Here is a 19141-nt window from a genome sequence, read left to right on the forward strand (position 1 = left end):
CGCGATGCGGAATGATCCGACCACGGATACGAATGCCGAATCCGCGCTATACGGGAACGCGAAGGCCACTGACTGTCTGCGGATCGCGGACCGCGAGTTCGCTTCTCGGCTCATCATGGGCACCGGTGGGATCTCCAACCTGGCCGTTCTCGAGCGGGCACTGGTGGCGTCGGGCACCGAGCTGACCACCGTGGCCTTGCGGCGTGTGAGTCCGGACTCGCGTACCGGGATGATCGAGTTGCTGCGCCGCCTCGACATCGCGATCCTGCCCAACACTGCTGGTTGCCATACGACGGCCGAAGCAGTATTGACCGCACAGCTCGCCCGTGAGGCCGTCGAGACCCATTGGGTGAAACTCGAAGTGGTGTCCGATGAACGTACCCTGCTACCCGACCCGATCGAACTGATCGACGCGGCGAGGGCCTTGGTCGACGATGGCTTCGCCGTGTTGGCCTACACCAACGACGATCCGGTTCTTGCCGGGCGGCTGCAGGATCTCGGTGTCGCAGCCGTGATGCCACTCGGGTCACCGATCGGTACCGGATTGGGTATCGCGAATCCGCACAACATCGAGATGATCGTCGCAGATGCACAGGTGCCGGTGGTCCTCGACGCGGGTATCGGCACTGCGAGCGACGCCGCTCTCGCCATGGAAATCGGTTGCGATGCAGTCCTGCTCGCCTCCGCGGTCACGCGCGCTGATGACCCGGAGCGAATGGCCACGGCGATGAGGCACGCGGTGATCGCCGGGCGTCATGCCGCCGGCGCCGGCCGTATCCCGAAGCGCTTCTGGGCTCGGGCGTCCTCGCCGCAACGCGCCTGAATAATACCTCGCGATGTGACGATCATGGCGAAATACATTGGCGTGGAGCCGGTTTCGATACGCGGCGGGCTCGCAGGCTCGCTCGCCGCTACGCAACCAGCGGGTTGGGGCAAACTGCGGTTGGGCAGTGGGCCCGCATGCTGCTCGCCCGGCGTACGGTGTCGCGTATCGCGCACCACATGGGTTGCTGTGCAACCGATGTGGCCGTCGGGTACGCGACACCGTTGCGGCGCCGTTGGTTCACTCTATGGAGTTCTCAAGGGACGGTTGCGGTCCCGACCGGGGCCGGGTGCGTGGGAAGTGGTCAGCGTGGCTCAGGCGGCGGCGGGTAGGTTGTCGAGGTTCATCGTGCGTCGGTTGTAGGCCGGTATCGGCCGACGTGTCGGGTCAACAGCGGCGGGTGGGATGAGCCAGGGATGTCGGTCGTGACCCATGATCACCTCCCACCCGTTGTGGTGGATGTCGGCATGACACGACGGGCACAGCAAACATCCGTTGTCCAACACCGTGATTCCACCATCAGCCCAATGCACGAGGTGATGGCCTTGGCAGCGGGAGGCCGCCACACCGCATTTGATGCAACACTCGTCGCGTTTGTGCAACGCCTTACGGAGATGGGCTGGGAACAGGCGTTTGTCTTTACTCATCTCCATCGGCACCGCCTCACCGTCGACGATCGCGACCGTCGCGGTGGTGTCGCACGTCAACGTGCGCAGCATGGCTTCAGTGATCGACCCCAGGAACGGCAACTCGGCCAAATCAGGAGTATCAGCGGGCACCGACACCAGCAGTCGGTGACGCGGCGCGGACGCCACATCACCACTACGGGCAGCGATATCGAGTAATGCCTCCAACGCGTCGGCGTGGCGGCGCTCCGGGCCGCGGGCATCAGGCGACCCGTCGGGTTCGGGACGCGGTGCCGCCAACTCTTCCATCGCAGCCGAGAATTTTTCGCCGACCTCGGTGTTGAGGTCGGCGCGCACCTGCAGCCGTCCGTCACCATCGACATCGTGGGTGAGCGTGTTGAGGTTGCGGTCCTCGGATGCCGGTAGCCCACCGGTGTCGGCGGCGGCCTGGTTGCCCAGACGACGCGCACGTTTACCGATGTCGGCGGGGGTGGCGCCGGAAAAGAATTGGGCGAGAAGTTCGGTCACGATGTTTAGACGCGCCACATCGTCGAGCGGTTCCGCCGATCTTTTCCCGACATGATCGACCCCTTTACCCACCGCGTCGACATGCTCGGCGGAGATCGCCCCATCAGCGGCATGCGCGGCCAGGGTCGGCAGTTTCTCGCGTGCGGCGGCGATCCGGATCAGACGGGTCGCCACCGCCGGCGCGAGCCCCATCACGATCAACAACTCACTGAGTTTGCGGCCGTGATCGCGGGCCACACCCAGTCGATCCAGATGGCCGACCACCGTCGCAGCGTGATGGTCGATCAGATTACGCAGCACGACCAGAGCGGTCATCGCATCGAACGCGGCACGCCCCGACATATCGTCGCCCAAGTGCAGGTCACGAACAGAATCAGTGATGGTGGTGAGATCCCCCGAAGCTCCCATGACTCCACTATGGTCGAACACCAGTTCGACGTCAAGGAGTTTCTTAAAGATAGTGCAGAAGATTTTTGAGCGGGTGGGGTGGTTTCGATACGCGGCGGGCTCGCAGGCTCGCACGCCGCTACTCAACCAGCGGCATGGGCTCGCTCGTCGCTACTCGACATGCGACAGGGAGTGTTGCTGCGGGGCGGGGGTTTCGATACGCGGCAGGCTCGCTCGCCGCTACTCAACAAACGACGGGGGGCGGCGGTGCATGGGCAGCACGCCGCTACTCAACCAGTGGCGGGGGCGGCGGTGCATGGGTCGGCACGCCGCTGATCAACCAACGGGCTGGGGTGCGTTGTCCACCAGTTCGTGGGTGACGCCGTAGGCGGCGCGCATGCGAGTCATCTCGGCGTCTCGGACGCGGTAGCCCCGTTGCGAGATGCGTTGTGGACCACCGCCGATGCGCATTCGGATGTGACCGAATCCTGCCATCACGGGCGCGCCCGCGCGGATGACGTGCTTGAGTCGAGTGTCGGGGATCTGTAACGCATCGGCGTCGGAATCCCCCAGGAACACCCGCTGGAGCGCATGGACCAATCGGGTGGCCGCCGCGCGTCGGGCGGTGGTGGGGCCCGGCAGCGTATTGGCGATCTCTGGGATCAGGTAATCGTCGGTGAGTGCGACCACGAACTCGCGGTCGTGGTCGTCAGGTCCGGGCGAGGTGAGTCGGTAGAGTTCCTCGATCCGGATGTGATCGGACTCGTCGGCCGGATTCAGCTCTGGCTCCATGCCGATCACGTGTCCGACGTAGCGCCATAGGTGATAGACGGCATCGAGGTCGTCGTCGCTGAGCCGAACCCCGAGGCTGTGCATGGCCTCAAGCGCGATGTGGCCGAACTCGGCCATCGTGAACGCCATGTACGGCTGCGGGATCGGCACACCCCACGCCGGCTCGTCCCATTTCCCGGACCGGTACAGGCCGCGACGCACGTGCGCATGGATCATCCGAACCCGGACGGTGTAGGCGAAACCGCCGCCTTCACGACGCATCCCGCCCGGCGTCAGGATCTGACGCATCCACTCGCCGACCTCGACCGACCGGACGGCGGGCATCGACGCGTACCGGCCGGTCTGCACCAACGGCTTGCCTGCGATGCTGTTGCCGGCTCCGCGCAGCAACGACGCTGCGGCCAGTACCACCCCCAGCGCCGCGGTGTGCCGGATCAGTGCGTCGGCAGCGCGGTCGAGCCGGGTGTGATCGACCCAATCGGGCTCGTCGTCCAGGAATTCGAAGAGGTTCCGCAGCGAATCGGGGGCATCGTCGAGGGCGTCGATCCCGTGCTCGAGCGCAGTGCGCACCGCGTCGGTCGTCGACGATCCGGCGAAGTTGTCGTTCGCCACGGCGTCCGCGAGTGCATCGCCTTGCCACATCGCCGACACCCACCGTTCGCCCGCCGCGCCGTAGCGTGCGACGGCGAGGTCGGCGTTCACCAGTTCTCCGGGCGGGTGCAGTTCCACGGCTTCAGTGAAACACGAGGAATCCTCACTTACTATTCACTTTCATGGCCGGTGCCGCGCGACGCTCTCCACCGAGATCCCGACGTGCCCGTCCGCAGCAGAATCGCAGCGTTGAGATGCGCAGACGACTTCTCTCTGGCGCGGTGGAGCTTTTGGTCAGGCGGCCGGGCATCCGTCCCACCACGCAGCAACTCGCCGACCATGCTCACGTCAGTATCGGCACGGTCTACCGCTACTTCGCCGACATCGATGCACTCATCGAGGAGTTGCGTGCGGCCGCGATCCACGACATCACCACGTCGTTGGCCACCGGCGTTGGCCGCGCGATGGACGCGGAACCCATGACCGCGATGGTGACCATCGTCGAGACGTTGACCGCCGCGTTCGAGAAGCACGACCCGGTCCTGCGCGTGTCGTACTCGACCACCGAGGCGGAGTTCGGCGACGCATGGGCAGAGGTCGAAGAACCTCTGGTCCCGCTGGCCCGCATCCTCCCCGCCCGACTGCGACCGGACCTCGAGCCGCATGAACTCGACGATCTGGTGTTCCTCACCATGGGCGCAACCGCCAATCTGTGTCTGCGCATCGCGCTGTTGCGGCCCGACGGGGCCGACCGCGACGAGTTGGTCGCCACCGCGGCCCGGATGTTGCTCGCCGCGGTGCTGCCGCCGGACGCGCCGCCCCGACCAGTCACACGGTGACCGGCCACATCTGTGTCCGCGCCACACATGCCGCGCGGCGATCGGCCATCGACATCCGACGCGGATCGGCCAGGTATGCGTCGGACCCGGCCCGGTCGTCGAACTCGATGACCTGGGTCTCCAACGGATGTGACGGATCGTCGTCGGTGCGGCGGGCCCGCACCAGCACACGACCGCCGTGCGCAGACACCAGCCGCAGCACGTCGTCCTCATAGGCGTGGAGCGCGTCGTCGCAGCCATCGACGGACCACAGCAGGACGACCAACGTGACCGGCACGCCATCACGCTACGCCCGCAAACGCCACCAGATGTCTAAGGTCGAGAGCGTGCTCACAGTCGAGAACTTGACGAAGGTCTTCGGGCCGGTGCGTGCCGTCGACGACCTCACCTTCGAGGTTCGCCCCGGCCTGGTGACCGGTTTCCTGGGACCCAACGGGGCAGGCAAATCCACGACGATGCGGATGATGCTCGGTCTCGACCGCCCCACCGCCGGAACCGCGACCGTAGACGGCCGGCCCTATCGGGAGCTCGACGCCCCGCTGCGCCAGGTCGGCGCACTGCTCGACGCGAGCTGGATTCATCCCAACCGCAGCGCGCGTTCGCATCTGCGCTGGATGGCCGCGTCCAACGGCATCCCGCGGCGGCGGGTGGACGAGGTCCTCGACATGGTGGGCCTCGCGTCGGTGGCCGGCAAACGCGCCGGTGGGTTCTCGCTGGGTATGAAGCAACGCCTCGGCCTGGCGGGAGCGATGCTCGGCGACCCGCACACCCTGCTGTTCGACGAACCGGTCAACGGTCTCGATCCCGAGGGCATCGTCTGGATCCGCGGGTTCATGCGCAATCTGGCCGCACAGGGTCGCACCGTGCTGGTGTCGAGCCACCTACTCACCGAGATGTCCCTGACCGCCGACCACCTTGTGGTGATCGGACAGGGCAAATTGATCGCGGACTGTTCGGTCGCCGAGTTCACCAGCCGGGCATCGAGCAGTGTGCGGGTGCGCAGCCCACAGCTCGACGCCCTGCACCGGGTGTTGGCCGAGGCCGGATTGCGGGTCACCCCCGCCGTGGCTTCCGATGGCCGTCCGGTGCTCGACATCGCCGACGTGGTCACCGATCAGGTCGGCGACATCGCCGCGCATGCCGGAATCGTGCTGCACGAACTCACCGGAGCCACCGCGTCACTCGAAGAGGTGTTCATGACGATGACCGCCGGTGCGGTCCAATATCAGGGTGGCGGGCCGGCCGGCACCGCCGCGCAGGGAGGACCGCGATGATCACGGCGATGGATGCCGAGCGCATCAAACTCACCTCCACGCGCTCGCCCTACTGGTGTGTGGCGATCGTCGCGGTGCTGACCATCGGATTGGCTTTGGTGACCGGGGCCACCACCAGCGGTCCGCTCGCGTCGACACCTGGTGAGGCGGCGTGGACGGCCCTCATCGGCCTCAACTCGTTCGGTGTGTTGGTGTTGATGATCATGGCGGTGCTGGCTGTGACCAGCGAGTACCGGTTTGGCACCATTCGGACCACATTCCAGGCCGTGCCGCGTCGGCCGGTCGTGCTCATCGCCAAGGCCGCGGTTTTCGGTCTGCTGGCGTTACTCGTCAGCGTGCTGCTGGCCATCGTGGGTGTCGCGTTGGCGCGTGTCGTCGGTGGCACGACGGTCGGCATCGAGTTCGGCGACAGTGTGGTGATCCGGCAGATCTGGGGTACCGCCGTGCTCGCGGCGCTCTACGTGGTCATCGGCCTCGGTGTCGGCGCGATCGTCCGTCATACTGCGGGCGCGATCGTCATCGTCCTCATCTGGAACCTGGCGTTGGAATCTATCCTGACCATTCTGCCCAAGATCGGCGACCACATCGCCCCCTTCCTGCCGTTCGCCAACGGCAGCCGGTTCCTCAACGGCGACCTCGCCGGCACCGACTACCACTGGAACGTCTACGGGTCCCTGATCTACTTCGCGGTGTTCGCGGCAGTGATCTTCGCGCTCGGCATCGTCGTCACCGACCGCCGCGACGCCTGAACTGTGTCGTACATCGGTATGTACGCGTACCGTCACCCACCCTGACCTGTGTCCCGACCGAGGCCGTGAGACTAAACTCTCCCCATGTCCTCCGATTGGCCTCTGGTCGAGCGCGAGAAAGAGTTCCGCATCATCGAAGCCGCACTGCGCGGCGAGACGAATGCGTGTGGTGTTGTGCTGACCGGCGATTCGGGTGTCGGTAAGACCACGCTGGCCCGCCACGTCACCGCCGCCCTCGACGGTGGCGTGCGGTGGGTCGCCGGTACCGAATCCGCCCGCAGTATCCCGCTCGGCGTGTTCGCCCATCTCGTCGGCCCGGCGACGTCGAGCGACCCGGTGACCTACCTGGCCGCCGCCCGCGAATCGTTGCTGTCCGACGGCAACGTCGTGATCGGTGTCGACGACGCGCACCTGCTCGACGAACTGTCGGCGACCCTGTTGCATCAGCTCGCCATCGATCGTGCCGTGCACATCGTCGCCACGGTGCGGTCCGGGGAGAGCGTGCCCGACGCCGTCACCTCGCTGTGGAAGGACAATCACCTCACCCGAATCACGCTGTCACCGTTCAGCAAACAGCAGAGCGTCGAACTGATCGAATCGGTGCTGGGTGGTCAGCTCGAAGGTCTGTCGGCGGATCTGATGTGGGAGGCCTCCGGCGGTAACGCGCTGTTCCTGCGCCACCTCGTGGAAGGGGCGCGCCAAGCCGAGACGCTCCGTCAGGTGAATGGGATCTGGCAACTACGTGGACGCGCCGCGATCACCTCCGAGCTGGCGTCGTTGTTGGAAAGCCGGATCGAGCAGCTCGACGACTCGGTGCTCACGGTCCTCAAGTACCTTGCCCTGTGCGAGCCTCTCGACATCGACATCCTCGGTGACCTCGCCGGCGACGAGGCGGTCGAGGAAGCCGAGATCGCCGGACTGGTGCGGATCCTGCGTGACGGCCGCCGACTCAACGTGCAATACAACCATCCGTTGTTCGGTGAGGTCATCCGGCACCGACTGGGCCTGGCCTCGTCGCGTCGGTTGCGCGGCAAACTGGTCAAGGCGTTGCAGACCCGCGGAACCGACACCGCCGCCGAGCGGATCCGGCTGGCCGACCTCGCGCTGGAGAGCGACGTGGGTGTCGATTCCGGGCTCATGAGTGCGGCCGCCCGCGATGCGTTGGCCTTCGCCAACGCCCCGCTGGGTGAGCGTTTCGCCCGCGCGGCCGTCGCCGAGGGCAGCGGCTTCAGCGCCGCCGAGCCGTTGGCACGGTCGTTGATGTGGCAGGGGTATGCGTCCGAGGCCGACGCGGTGCTCGACAGGTTTCGGCCCGAGGACCTCAACGAGATCGAACTCATCTTCTGGGGTGGGCTGCGGTTCGCGACCATCTTCTGGGCCATCGGCGATGCCGATCGCGCCGACGAGGTCCTCGAGATGCTGCAGGACAAGGTCACCGACCCGAACTTGGCCCTGGTGGTCAGGGGTTTCATGTCCGCGTGCGCCGCCTTCGAGAACCGAATCGACGAGGCGATCGCGCTGTCGGAGGAGGTGCTCGACTCGGCGGACCCGTCCCCGTGGGCGGTGGAGTTCGCCGTGCTGGGCGGTGGACTGGCCCGAGCTGTTGCCGGACGCGGGGACGAGGTGGCTGCTCTGGCGGCGCGGGCGCGCGTGGCCGAGACCCAGACCGACGGTCTGCTGCGGTTTCCGGCCGGACTCGGCGAGATCCTCGCACTCACCCTGACCGGTCAACTGGATGAAGCGGCGACCCGCGCCGACCGGTACGTACGGTTCTCCAACATCGGCCAGTACGTGGGTTGGGCGTTGGCTGGAATCCTGGTATCGGTCGTCGAGCTGGCGCGCGGCGACAGCGCATCGGTCGGCCGCCGGATGGAACAGACGCTTGCCACCCTGGACAGTGGCAACGGGGTGGCCGAATCCTGGAACTATCCCGCAATGTTCTACGTGGTGCAGGCGTTCAGCGCGTGCGGGCGGACCGACGACGCCGAGCGTGCCCTGCGTCGGGCGCACACCAAGTACGGCCGCCACATCGCCGTGTTCGGTCCGATGTTGGCGGTCGCGGAGTCGTGGCAGCAGGCCTCGGCCGGTACGGTGTCGCTGGCCGTCGAGACCGCGGTCAAGGCCGCCGACGACGCCCGACGAACCGCGCAGTTCGCTATCGAGGCCGAGGCCTTGCACTCCGCGGCCCGGTTCGGTGATCCGTCCGGCGCGCAGCGACTCCGCGAACTCGCCGGGATGATCGATGGACCGCTCGCGGGACTCTACGCTCGTCACGCCAGCGCGCTGGAGTCGCGTGATGCCGTCGAACTCGACTTGTGTGCAACGGAATTCGAGCGTTTGGGATTTCGGTTGTCGGCGGCCGACGCGGCGGCGCAGGCCAGTGTGCTCCATGAGGCGGAGGGCAGCCGGGCCGCGACGGTGGCGTCGGCGGCGGTGGCCAACCGGTTGGCCGCCGAATGCGGCGGTTTGCGGACACCCGCGCTGGTGGAATCCGCACAACCGTTGCCACTGACCACCCGCGAACGCGAGATCGCCAACCTGGTGGCGGCCGGTCTGTCCAACAAGGAGATCGCGCAACGCCTGACGGTGTCGGTACGCACCGTGGAAGGCCACATCTACCGCGCCTGCACCAAACTCGACGTCGCCGACCGGTCCGAGATCGCCGCGCTGCTGCTCAAGGCGAGCTCCGGCAGCAACTGAGGTCGACTCTCACCGAAAGCGCCCGACCGACCCGGTCTGCGCGCGACAATGGCCATGCCGTGGCGCTCGCAAGTGCGAGTCGCGGCGACGTCGGGGCCTGGACGCGAGAGGCGGTTGGCGTGGGCGAATCGGTGGTGCTGGCCGAGGTGCGGACAGCGTGCGAGTTGCGGGCGGTCAGCGAGTGGGCGGAGGTTCAGCACCCGGGCGCGCCGGTGCGGTCGGTGCGCGAGGCCGACCTTGATTCACTCGCCGACGACACCCTGCTGATTCCGGCGAGGGTGGCCTGGCTGCCTCCGGTCCGCAAAGGTGAGCGGCGGGTCACGATGGCCGACGTGCTCGTGCTGTCGAATCCGCGCCGCCCGGTCGCGCTCACCCAACCGGTCATCAAACGTCGCAGACCCGATCGGCTGCGGGTGGTGCAGGGCGAACCGGCCACGATCGCAGACCTCCGCCAACGTCATGCCCAGAATCTGGCCGAAGGCGAGTCGTTTTCCGCCTACGTGACGGTGCAGGCGGCGCTGTCGGCCGAACGTGCCGAACGTCAGATCGTCGGAGACCGCTACAAGGTGCCCCGACTGGTCGCCGAGCAGATCGGTACATCGGCGCGGTTCCAGGCGGGTGCAGCAAAACTCGCTGCCGAACTCGGTCGACCTGCCGCAGTCGTGGTGCAGGAGGCGACCGACAAGATGTCGACCTTCGTCGCCACCCAGAGCCGACTGATGGACGACGTCTTCTCGTCGATCTTCAGCAACCTGCATGACCGCACCTGGACGGTGTCGGTGGATCTCGGCACCCTCAACCGGCTCCGTGAGCTCAACAAGTCCACCGGTCTGATCTTCTTGCCGTCGCACCGCTCCTACGTCGATCCGCTGGTGCTCTCGGAGGTCCTGCGCAGCCACGACTTTCCACCCAATCTCGTTCTCGGCGGAAACAATCTGGCGTTCTGGCCGGTCGGTCCCATTGCCCGCCGCGCAGGAATGATCTTCATCCGCCGCAAGTTCGGGGCCGATCCCGTCTACAAGTTCGCCATGCGCTCGTACCTGTCGTTCATCGTGGAGAAGCGCTTCAATCTGGAGTGGTACATCGAAGGCGGACGCAGCCGGACCGGCAAGCTGCGCAAGCCGATGCTGGGTCTGCTCGCCTACGTCGTCGACGCGGTGGAACAGCTCGACGACGCCGACGTGATGATCGTGCCCACCTCCATCGTCTACGACCAATTGCACGAGATCGGCGCGATGGCGAAGGAATCCGCGGGCGGAACCAAGAAGCCGGAGGGCGTGGGCTGGCTGCTCAAATACGCGAAAGCCCAACGGCAGTATCTCGGCGAGGCGAGAGTCCGTTTCGGCGAACCGTTTTCGCTACGACAAGCGCTCGCCGATGCGGGCGAGGGTCCGGCGAAACTCGATAAGGTCGCTTTCGCGGTGATGGACGAGATCAATGCCGCCACACCGATCTCAGCGACCTCGCTGGCCGGCTTCGCGCTGCTCGGCGCCCGCGACCGCGCCTACACCGCGGCGGAGATCGAGACGATCCTGGCACCGTTGCTCGACTACATCGACCGCCGGGATCTGCCCGGGCCCGATCCCGATCTGTGTCGGGGTATCGGCTTGCGCCGCACCCTGGGGGTGCTCCACGACGCCGGTGTGCTCACCAGGTTCGATGGGGGCCCCGAGACCGTGTGGTCGATCGCGCCCGACAGCCACGCGGTGGCGGCCTACTACCGCAACGGGGCGCTGCACCATTTCGTCGACCGCGCCATCGTCGAACTCGGCCTGCTGGCCGCCGCGGGTGGTGCGTTGGCCGAAGACGGCTCCGGTGAACTGCTGCCGTCTGCTCAGCACGAGGCCCTGCGTATTCGTGACCTGTTGAAGTTCGAGTTCTTCTTTCCCGCCAAGGAGGTGTTCCTGCATCGGCTGGGCGCCGAACTGGACCTGATGTCCCCGGAATGGCGGACAGTCAATCCCGACCAGGCATGGACCGATCGCATCCTGCGTGAGCACGGTGGTTCGCTGGTCGCGCGACGAACCCTGCAGCCGTTCTTCGACGCGCAGTTGGTCGTTGCCGAAAGCCTGGTCGCGGCCGGTACCGACACCCCGATCGACAAGGACACCACGCTCGACGAATGTCTCGGCCTCGGTATGCAACTCGCATTGCAGAGCGTGGTCAAGAGTCGTGACTCGGTGTCCAGAGAGTTGTACGACGCGGCCTACCAGCTCGCCGACAACCGCCACCTCATCACCAGCGATGGAATCGAGGATCTGGCCGCCGGGCGCCAGGCGTGGCTCGACGAGGTGAACGTGATGCGGGACCGGTTGACGCGGATCGCCGCGATCGAGGCGGAGCATTTCGGGGAGGCCCTGCGCGGAGTGGCACGATGAGCACCTTCGCCGACCGGCTGCGGGAGATCCGGGCGGCACCGAGCGGCAAGAAGGTCGGCGCGTTCTTCGACTACGACGGCACCTTGATCGAGGGGTTCTCGGCGAGCGCCATCACGCGGGCGCGGTTACGCAGCATGGATTTCGGACTCGGCGAACTGACCGGTGCGATTCTGATCGCGTTGCGAGGGGTGACATCCGAACAGGACTACGCCGAGGTCCTCGAACTCACCAAACCCGCATTCGCCGGCAAAACCTATGCCGAACTGCTCGCGTTCGGAGACGACCTGTTCACCCATGAGACCGCGTCCTTTCTGCGGCCGCAGATGTGGCAGATCATCCGAGCGCATCGCGAGCGCGGACACCGGATTGTGATCGCCTCCTCGGCCACCCGGTTCCAGATCGAGCCGATCGCCCGCGAGATCGGCGCCGACCATGCCCTGGCCACCGACGTCGAGGTGGTCGACGGCGTCGTGACCGGCCGGGTGCTCGGCCGCCCGCTGTGGGGGCCGGGAAAGGCCGCTGCGGTCCGCGCATTGGCCAAGGAGCACGAGGTCGATCTCGACGCCTCGTTTGCCTACAGCGACGGCAACGAGGACATCCCGTACCTGGAGTCGGTGGGTCATCCGGCGGCGGTGTCACCGCGCTATGGGCTGCGGGCCGAGGCGGAGGCGCGCGGGTGGCCCATCATCGACCTGCGCAACCCCCGTCACAACCGGATGGCGATGGCCGTGCGGACCGGTGCCTTCTACGGGTCGTTCATCGGTGCAGCGGTGCTCGGTGCCGCCGGCGGGTTGGTGCGACGCGACCCGAGCGTGCTGGTGGAGTCGGCCATCCCGACCGGCAACGACGTCGGGCTCGCGCTGGCCGGGATCGACGTGGCGGTCCTCGACGGCGCGCAGTACCTGACCTCGAATCGGCCGTGCGTGTTCGTGTTCAATCACCAGTCCAAACTCGATCTGCCGGTGCTGATCCACCTCATTCGGCGCGACGCGACCGGGGTGGCCAAGAAAGAGGTCAAGCGGGTTCCGGTGCTGGGGCAGATACTCGACGCGGCCGGGTTGGTGTTCATCGACCGAGGCGACCCAGGTCGTGCGATCGAGCAACTCAGACCCGCCATCGGAAAACTTCGCGACGAGGGGGTCTCGTTGGTGGTGGCCCCGGAGGGCACCCGGTCGTCGACACCGCGGATCGGGCCGTTCAAGAAGGGGCCGTTCCACATCGCGATGCAGGCCGGCGTCCCGGTGGTGCCCGTGGTGTTGCGCAACACCGGCGAATTGATGTGGCGGGGTGCGCAGTTGATCGCACCGGGGACAGTCGAGGTGAAGGTTCTGCCACCCGTCGACACCTCGCGCTGGCGGGCCGAGACCGTCGGCGACCATGCGGAGGAGGTGCGGCAGATGTTCATCACGACGCTGGCCGACTGGCCGGTGGAATCCTTTGAGGACGGCCGTATGACGCGATCGACAGGGGACAACCGATGAGCGAACCCGATCGGCCGCTGGACTGGGCCAACGAACCGCACATGAGTGCGGTCGATGCGCTGATGTGGCGTGGCGACACCGACCGTCGACTGCGTGGCACCATCTGCATGATCGAGATCTACGACTGTGCGCCCGAGTGGGATCGGCTGATCGAAGCCCATGACTGGGGTAGTCGCATGGCGCCTCGGTTCCGGCAACGGGTGATCGATTCGCCGTTCGGGACCGGCACCCCGAGTTGGGCAGTCGATCCCGACTTCGACCTGCATTACCACGTGCGTCGGATGCGGTTGTCCGGCGACGGTTCGATGCGCGAGCTCTTCGCCATCTGTGAGCAACTCGCGATGACCGCACTCGACCCCGGCCGACCGCCGTGGGAGGGCACGCTGATAGAGGGGCTCCCGGACGGCAGGGCGGCCTACTTCCTCAAGGCCCATCACGCGCTGACCGACGGGATGGGCGCGATACTCGGTTTGGCACAACTCCATTCGACCTCGCGTGAGCCGATCCCGGGCAAGCCGCAACCGCCGCGCCCGGAGCCGGTCACCGTCTCGGCGCTCGACGTACTCGGCCGTCAACTGGCCGAAGAGGTGCAGCGGCTACCGCATCGCGTCGACACCACCTGGCGAGGTGTGCGCGCTCTTGCCCATCCGCGGCGAGCGCTGAGCACCGCGCTGCGGTACAGCCGATCGGTACCCCGGGTGGCCGGGCTCGTCAGCCCACCAGGGTCGCCGCTGTTGGCGCAACGCAGCCTCTCGTGGCGGTTCAGCGCGTTCGAGGTGCCGTTCGACGACCTGAAAGCGGCCGGTAAGGCGGCGCGGGCGTCGGTGAACGACGCCTACCTGGCGGGGCTGATCGGTGGATTCCGGCTCTATCACGAGAAGATGGGGCGGCCCGTCGACGCGATCCCCGTTGCCATCCCGATCTCGGTGCGTCGCCCCGAGGACCCGGCCGGGGGCAACCGGATCGCGGTGGGCCGCATGGCCGGACCGGTGGGGATCGAGGATCCGTTCGAGCGACTACTCACCATTCGTGAACAGGTGCGCGCCGCGCGCACCGAACCCGCCGTCGACATCTTCAACACCCTCGGCTCGCTGCTGGCCTGGTTACCGGGACAGGTACTGGCCCAATTCAGCGGTGCGACAACGCAGAACGATCTGCAGGCCAGCAACGTGCCCGGAATCCCCTGGGACACCTACGTCGCCGGTGCGAAGGTGGAGCGGATGTTCCCGTTCGGGCCGCTGCCCGGCTGTGCGGTGATGGCCACGATGATCACCCACAACGGCGTCGCCTGCCTGGGCCTGAACTCCGATGCCGCGTCCATCACCGAACCAGAGCTCTTCGCCGACTGTCTCGTCGACGGCTTCAACGAGATCCTTGCCCTGGCCGCCGACGGTGACGACCCGCGTGCCGCCGGGACGATGCGGCGGGTGATCTGATCGGTCACGGCTGCTGCAGGCTGCGACGCACCTCGTCGTCATCGACCTGCCGGAAATCGTCGTAGGAGCCGCCGACGGCGTAGAACGGCTCCGGGATGCTGACGCAGAGCACCTTGTCGACCTCGTCCTCGGCGGCGAACCGGTCGAGCACATCGCGCGGACCGGTCGGCACGGCGACGATCACGGCGTCGGCGCCTGCAGCACGTACCGCCCGCAACGCCACCTCCATCGTGGACCCGGTCGCCAGGCCGTCATCCACCAGGATCACCGTGCGTCCACGCACAGATAGCGGTTCGCGACCCTGCCGGTAGCGGCGTTCCCGGTCGACCCGGATCCGGTCCTCGCGGTCGACGATCTGCCGGAACTGCTCCTCGGACACCCCCAACCGGCGCGGCACGTCGTCGTTGACGACGATCTCGCCGGCAGCGATGGCGCCCATCGCGAACTCGGGGTGATCCGGTGCGCCGAGTTTGCGTACCACCAGCACATCGAGCCGGGCACCGAGCGCCGAGGCCACCTCCCGGGCGACGGGCACTCCACCGCGCGCCAACCCGAGAACCACGGTGCGGTCGGCCGCGTCCATGAGCGCTGGATCGGCGCTCAACATCCTGCCGAGCGAGGCGCCGGCCTCGGTCCGGTTAGCGAAGACCTCACTGCGGCGCCACATCGCGTCACACCTTGATCGCGGGGCCGATGTCGACGGCGAAACTCGGCAGGTCGGCCAAGCTCATCTTGGCCTCGTAGGTGCGGTCGTAGCCGGTGGCGCAGATCCGCCATCCCTGATCGGTCCGGCGATAGCGATCGCGGTAGAACGCTGCGCCGATCAGCATGAACTGGAAGTCGGGCACGATGACCCGATCCTGCAGATACCAACGGCCGGTCGCGCAATCACCCTCGACGTCGATCTCCGGATGGGCGACGCGATGTTCGGTGATCACCGCGGGCCCCACCGAGGTGCGCATGTAGTCGACCAGTTCGGCGCGGTTGCCGAAGTTCAGACTCGAGCCGTATTCACCGGTGACGTCGTCGGTGAGGGTTTCGGCGAACACATCCCAGTCCTTGGTGTCCAAGGCGCGCAAGTACCGGTACTTGAGCTGTTTGATCGACTCGAGATCATCCATGCACTCAACATCTACCGGGTCGACCCGGTCCGCGGAAGGGATTGGGTGCACGTACCCAGCCGGGTGGGTGCGGTGGTTGACAGGTCGCGGCGCCGACGCGAATGTGGACGACATGACCTCATCCGTCGGTGAATCCGATCAGCAACGGGCGCGACGCGCCTACGAGACCATCGAGCCGTTCCATGTCCTCGCGTACTTCAATCGGGGCCTGCGCGAGGCCCAGCAGGACACCGGTCTCGACGGCCACGGGTTCTATGTCGGCGCGCGCGGTGCCCCGATGGGTGACTGCGATGCCGCGGTGGTGACCGCCGCGTTCTTCAACTTCTCTGCCGATGTCATCACGCCGGCCTGGCAAGCGGCCCGTGACGTGGGGCTCGATCGGGTCGCCGCACGCCGTGACCAGATGCTCGACGAGCAATTGGGTGCAGTCCTCGGCGACCTGGTCGAGGACCCGGAGATCCGCGATCTCGAGAAGCGTTATCGGGAGATCGCGGCCGATCTGCCGATGGGCGGGCGGCCTCTGGCTGCCGGCTGGAACGCCTCCCCAGTGCCCGATGTGCCGCACGTTGCGCTGTGGCAGGCGATTGCGATCATCCGGGAGTGGCGCGGTGACAACCACATCGCCGTCCTGGTCAACCATCAGTTCGGCGGGCTCGACGCGGTCGTCTTCCACGAGGCTCAACTGCCCGACCCCACGATTCGTCGGCGGGTGCTGGGCCGCAAGCTGGTGCAGCTGACCCGTGGATGGTCCGACGAGGCGTGGGAGGGTTCGGTGGACCGGCTCGTCGCCCGCGGTCTGGCGACCCGCACCGACGACGGCCATCAGCTCTCGGATGCCGGGGTCTCGCTCTATCAGGCCATGGAGGCCGAGACCGACGCGCTTACCGCACCCGCCTGGTCGGGTAGCGGCGTCGACGATCTTCTCGAACGCACCCGCCCATATGTGAAGGCGGTCATCGACGCCGGAGTCCTGCCCGGCACCCGCAAGAAGGACTGATATCTCTGGCTGCAGTTCCGGGTTCCGGCTTGGGACCGGACCTGCGGCCACACCCGGCAGGCACGGCCAGAACTTCTGGTCACGAGGTGCTGCCAGGCGGCGGTGCGTCGATATCGTCGTCGTACGGCTCCGCGATGGGTTCGGGTTCGGATTCACGGCCGCGTCGCCAGCCACCCTTCTGCGGCGGGGCCTCGCCGAAGTGGTCGGGGTCCCCCGAGCCGTACCAGGCGACCAGTACCGCACCCACCACGGCGCCGACGAAGCCGACGATCGCCAGCCAGCCGAGCCCGGCTTTGGCGTTGTCGTTGAGGAACAGCACGCCGACCAGGCTGGGGCCGGCCGTCTCGCCGACCACCAGTACCGCGGTGACCCCGTTGACCGCACCGACCTGCAGTGCGACGGTCTGCACGAAGAATCCGACCGCGCCCGCGACCGCGATCGTCCAGGCGGCCGGATCGGTGATCAGCGCGATTGGGTCGAAGGGGTCCACGCCGTCGAGGACACGCACGGCGATCGCGATGACACCGAACAACAGGCCGGCGGTCGCGCCGCCGACGATTGCCGCATGCCTGCCGAGCCGGTAGACGCCGAACAGGGCGATGGCGCACAGGCCGAGCGTGGCGACGAACAACTCCCAGTGGAAGACGGCGCTTTCGCCGCCACCGGTGTGGTGTTCGGCCGACAGTCCGAGTAGACACAGCGACAGCACGACCAGCCAGATCGCGATCCAATCGCGGGTGTGCAGTGCGATGTTGAGCATGATCGTGCCCAGCAGGGCAGTCACCACGAGGTTGGCCGACACAATGGTCTGGGACAGGAAGAGCGGCAGGAAGCGTGCGGCGAGTGCGCCACCTGCGAAGCCGACGACGACCATCATGGTGCCGAGGATGAAGGCCGGATCGAGGAACGTGGAGGTGGTGGACCGCAGCGACGGACCGCCGGCGGCGTTGGTGTACGACGCCTCGGTGCCTTCCGCACGAGCAGTCATCGCCACTCGCCGCGCGCCCAGTGCACGCAGCACCGTGGACATGCCGTAGGCGATCGCAGCGAGACAGGCGGCGATGACGCCGATCACGAACATCCCACACCCTCCCCACACCTGGTCACAGCCGTTTCCCGAGTCACATCAGGATTGTGCAACGTTCTGGGCGGCCCGACTATTCCTTTTCTGCCGTTGTTTTCCGCGGCGTCGGCCGACTCCGGTGAGAGAGCCTAATGGGCCTCTCCTACACTCACGACGGTGGGCACTACCGGTAGCAAACGCGTCCTGATCACATTCGGGCGATCATTTCTCACCCTGGAACTGGCCCGGCTGATGTCGGCGGCCGGTCATCGCGTGACCATCGTGGACAGCATTCCCATCGGTGTCACCCGGTTCTCCCACGCCACGACGTCGTTTCATCGGGTCCCGGCACCGAAGTTCGAACCGCGGGCGTATTGCCATGCCTTGGCGAAGATCGTCACCGATGAACACATCGACATGGTCATCCCGATTCATGAGGAAACCGACATCCTGTCGATGATGGTGGATCTCTTCCCACCCGAGTGTGAACTGTTCCTGTCCGACTTCGATACCGAGAATCGGCTGCACAACAAGTTCGAATTCCAGCATCTGCTCGCCGACAAACAATTCCAGACGATGAAGTTCGCGCAGGTGCGCGGACCGCAGGATGTGGCCGGACTGGATTTTGACGCGCCGTTCGCACTCAAGGAGTGCTATTCGCGCGGATCACAGCAGGTGCACAAGGTGATGCCGGGGGATTCGCTGGACTGGCTCGAGTTCGATCCGCTCAACCCGTGGTTGGCGCAGGAGTGGGTCTCGGGCAAGCAGTACTGCACATATTCGATCGTCCGTGAGGGGCACATCCACGCTCACGCGACCTATCCGGTCGACTATGCGATCGGCGGAAGTTCGTGCCTCAACTTCCGGTCGGTTCGCCACGACGGCATCTTCGACTGGATCTCGGAGTTCGTGCGGGACATGAACTTCACTGGGCAGGTGGGTTTCGACTTCATCGAGCATCCCGGGCGCGGGCTGTACTGCATCGAATGCAATCCCCGGGCCACCAGCGGGATCATGATGTTCGCTCCGGCTGACGGCGTCGATCGGGCCTTCTTCGGTGAGAACGATGACGTCATCACCCCGGACCCCAACGTGGACAAGATGATCGGGTTGGGCATGCTGCTCTACGGCTGGCGCAAGGATTCCCGCGGCGACCGCAGCCTCCGAGAGTTCGTACGGGACTTCCGGGGCGCTAGCGATGTGATCGGTTCGCCCGGCGACAACCGTCCCGCCGTGCTACTACCGGTCGCTTACCTCGGAATCCTGCGCAGCTGCCTGAAGTATCGCGTCGGTCTCGCCGAGGGTTTGATGCACGATCACGAGTGGGACGGCCTCCGCATCTCCGAGTGACTCCTG

The 19141-nt window shown here is 66.5% G+C and carries 16 protein-coding genes; 10 read left to right on the top strand and 6 right to left on the bottom strand.

Translation table 11 applies throughout. The features are described from left to right. The first annotated feature begins 4 nt into the window (after positions 1-4). On the top strand, positions 5-823 hold the full coding sequence (locus VX037_RS21770) for a thiazole synthase (protein ID WP_268899811.1): 819 nt from the start codon (positions 5-7) through the stop codon (positions 821-823). Positions 824-1137: 314 nt separating this feature from the next. Here VX037_RS21770 and VX037_RS21775 read toward each other — a convergent pair whose 3' ends face one another. After that, positions 1138-2385: an HNH endonuclease gene (locus tag VX037_RS21775; protein ID WP_328715851.1), complete on the bottom strand. Its 1248-nt coding sequence runs from the start codon at positions 2383-2385 to the stop codon at positions 1138-1140. A 315-nt stretch (positions 2386-2700) separates the two neighbouring features. Next, positions 2701-3885: an oxygenase MpaB family protein gene (locus VX037_RS21780; RefSeq protein ID WP_235721845.1), complete on the bottom strand. Its 1185-nt coding sequence runs from the start codon at positions 3883-3885 to the stop codon at positions 2701-2703. Between the two features lie 116 nt (positions 3886-4001). Here VX037_RS21780 and VX037_RS21785 point away from each other — a divergent pair, with 116 nt between their 5' ends. Then, entirely contained in the window at positions 4002-4586 is a 585-nt protein-coding gene (locus VX037_RS21785; protein WP_235721846.1) for a TetR/AcrR family transcriptional regulator, read from the top strand. Here VX037_RS21785 and VX037_RS21790 read toward each other — a convergent pair. Further along, on the bottom strand, positions 4576-4863 hold the full coding sequence (locus VX037_RS21790) for a DUF1330 domain-containing protein (protein ID WP_235721847.1): 288 nt from the start codon (positions 4861-4863) through the stop codon (positions 4576-4578). The genes VX037_RS21785 and VX037_RS21790 overlap by 11 nt on opposite strands. A 49-nt stretch (positions 4864-4912) precedes the next feature. Between VX037_RS21790 and VX037_RS21795 the strand changes: the two genes are divergently transcribed. The 6 genes from VX037_RS21795 (at position 4913) to VX037_RS21820 (ending at position 14604) form a co-directional block, all read left to right on the top strand. Continuing rightward, positions 4913-5860, top strand: coding sequence for an ABC transporter ATP-binding protein (locus tag VX037_RS21795; RefSeq protein WP_235721848.1), 948 nt, complete (start codon positions 4913-4915; stop codon positions 5858-5860). After that, positions 5857-6609 carry an ABC transporter permease gene (locus VX037_RS21800; protein WP_235721849.1) on the top strand — a complete coding sequence of 251 codons (753 nt, stop codon included), beginning with the start codon at positions 5857-5859 and terminating at the stop codon, positions 6607-6609. The genes VX037_RS21795 and VX037_RS21800 overlap by 4 nt, the downstream gene beginning before the upstream one ends. 84 nt (positions 6610-6693) lie before the next feature. Continuing rightward, entirely contained in the window at positions 6694-9309 is a 2616-nt protein-coding gene (locus VX037_RS21805) for a helix-turn-helix transcriptional regulator (protein WP_235721850.1), read from the top strand. Between the two features lie 119 nt (positions 9310-9428). Further along, the gene (locus VX037_RS21810) at positions 9429-11687 is read left to right on the top strand and encodes a glycerol-3-phosphate 1-O-acyltransferase (RefSeq protein WP_235721851.1); all 2259 of its coding nucleotides are present in this window, start codon (positions 9429-9431) and stop codon (positions 11685-11687) included. Further along, a complete protein-coding gene (locus VX037_RS21815) occupies positions 11684-13168 on the top strand; it encodes an HAD-IB family hydrolase (protein WP_235721852.1) in 1485 nt (494 codons plus the stop codon). The genes VX037_RS21810 and VX037_RS21815 overlap by 4 nt, the downstream gene beginning before the upstream one ends. Beyond that, positions 13165-14604, top strand: a complete 1440-nt coding sequence (locus VX037_RS21820) for a wax ester/triacylglycerol synthase domain-containing protein (protein ID WP_235721853.1) — start codon at positions 13165-13167, stop codon at positions 14602-14604. Before VX037_RS21815 ends, VX037_RS21820 begins: the two co-directional genes overlap by 4 nt. 4 nt (positions 14605-14608) lie before the next feature. Here the strand turns inward: VX037_RS21820 and VX037_RS21825 are convergent, their stop codons facing one another. Both VX037_RS21825 and VX037_RS21830 read right to left on the bottom strand, forming a co-directional pair. Continuing rightward, a complete protein-coding gene (locus VX037_RS21825; RefSeq protein WP_235721854.1) occupies positions 14609-15271 on the bottom strand; it encodes a phosphoribosyltransferase in 663 nt (220 codons plus the stop codon). A gap of 4 nt (positions 15272-15275) precedes the next feature. Continuing rightward, positions 15276-15725, bottom strand: coding sequence for a nuclear transport factor 2 family protein (locus tag VX037_RS21830; RefSeq protein WP_235721855.1), 450 nt, complete (start codon positions 15723-15725; stop codon positions 15276-15278). Positions 15726-15837: 112 nt separating this feature from the next. On the opposite strand from VX037_RS21830, the gene VX037_RS21835 reads away from it, so the two are divergent. Further along, positions 15838-16722 carry an SCO6745 family protein gene (locus tag VX037_RS21835; RefSeq protein ID WP_235721856.1) on the top strand — a complete coding sequence of 295 codons (885 nt, stop codon included), beginning with the start codon at positions 15838-15840 and terminating at the stop codon, positions 16720-16722. A gap of 79 nt (positions 16723-16801) precedes the next feature. On the opposite strand, the gene VX037_RS21840 is transcribed toward VX037_RS21835, so the two are convergent. Next, complete coding sequence (locus tag VX037_RS21840) at positions 16802-17803, bottom strand: EamA/RhaT family transporter (RefSeq protein ID WP_235721857.1); 1002 nt, start codon at positions 17801-17803, stop codon at positions 16802-16804. A 234-nt stretch (positions 17804-18037) separates the two neighbouring features. On the opposite strand from VX037_RS21840, the gene VX037_RS21845 reads away from it, so the two are divergent. Then, positions 18038-19135, top strand: coding sequence for an ATP-grasp domain-containing protein (locus VX037_RS21845; protein WP_235722011.1), 1098 nt, complete (start codon positions 18038-18040; stop codon positions 19133-19135). Positions 19136-19141 lie beyond the last annotated feature (6 nt).

It is taken from the genome of Gordonia sp. Z-3 (genome assembly GCF_036233855.1).
GTDB lineage: Bacteria > Actinomycetota > Actinomycetes > Mycobacteriales > Mycobacteriaceae > Gordonia > Gordonia tangerina.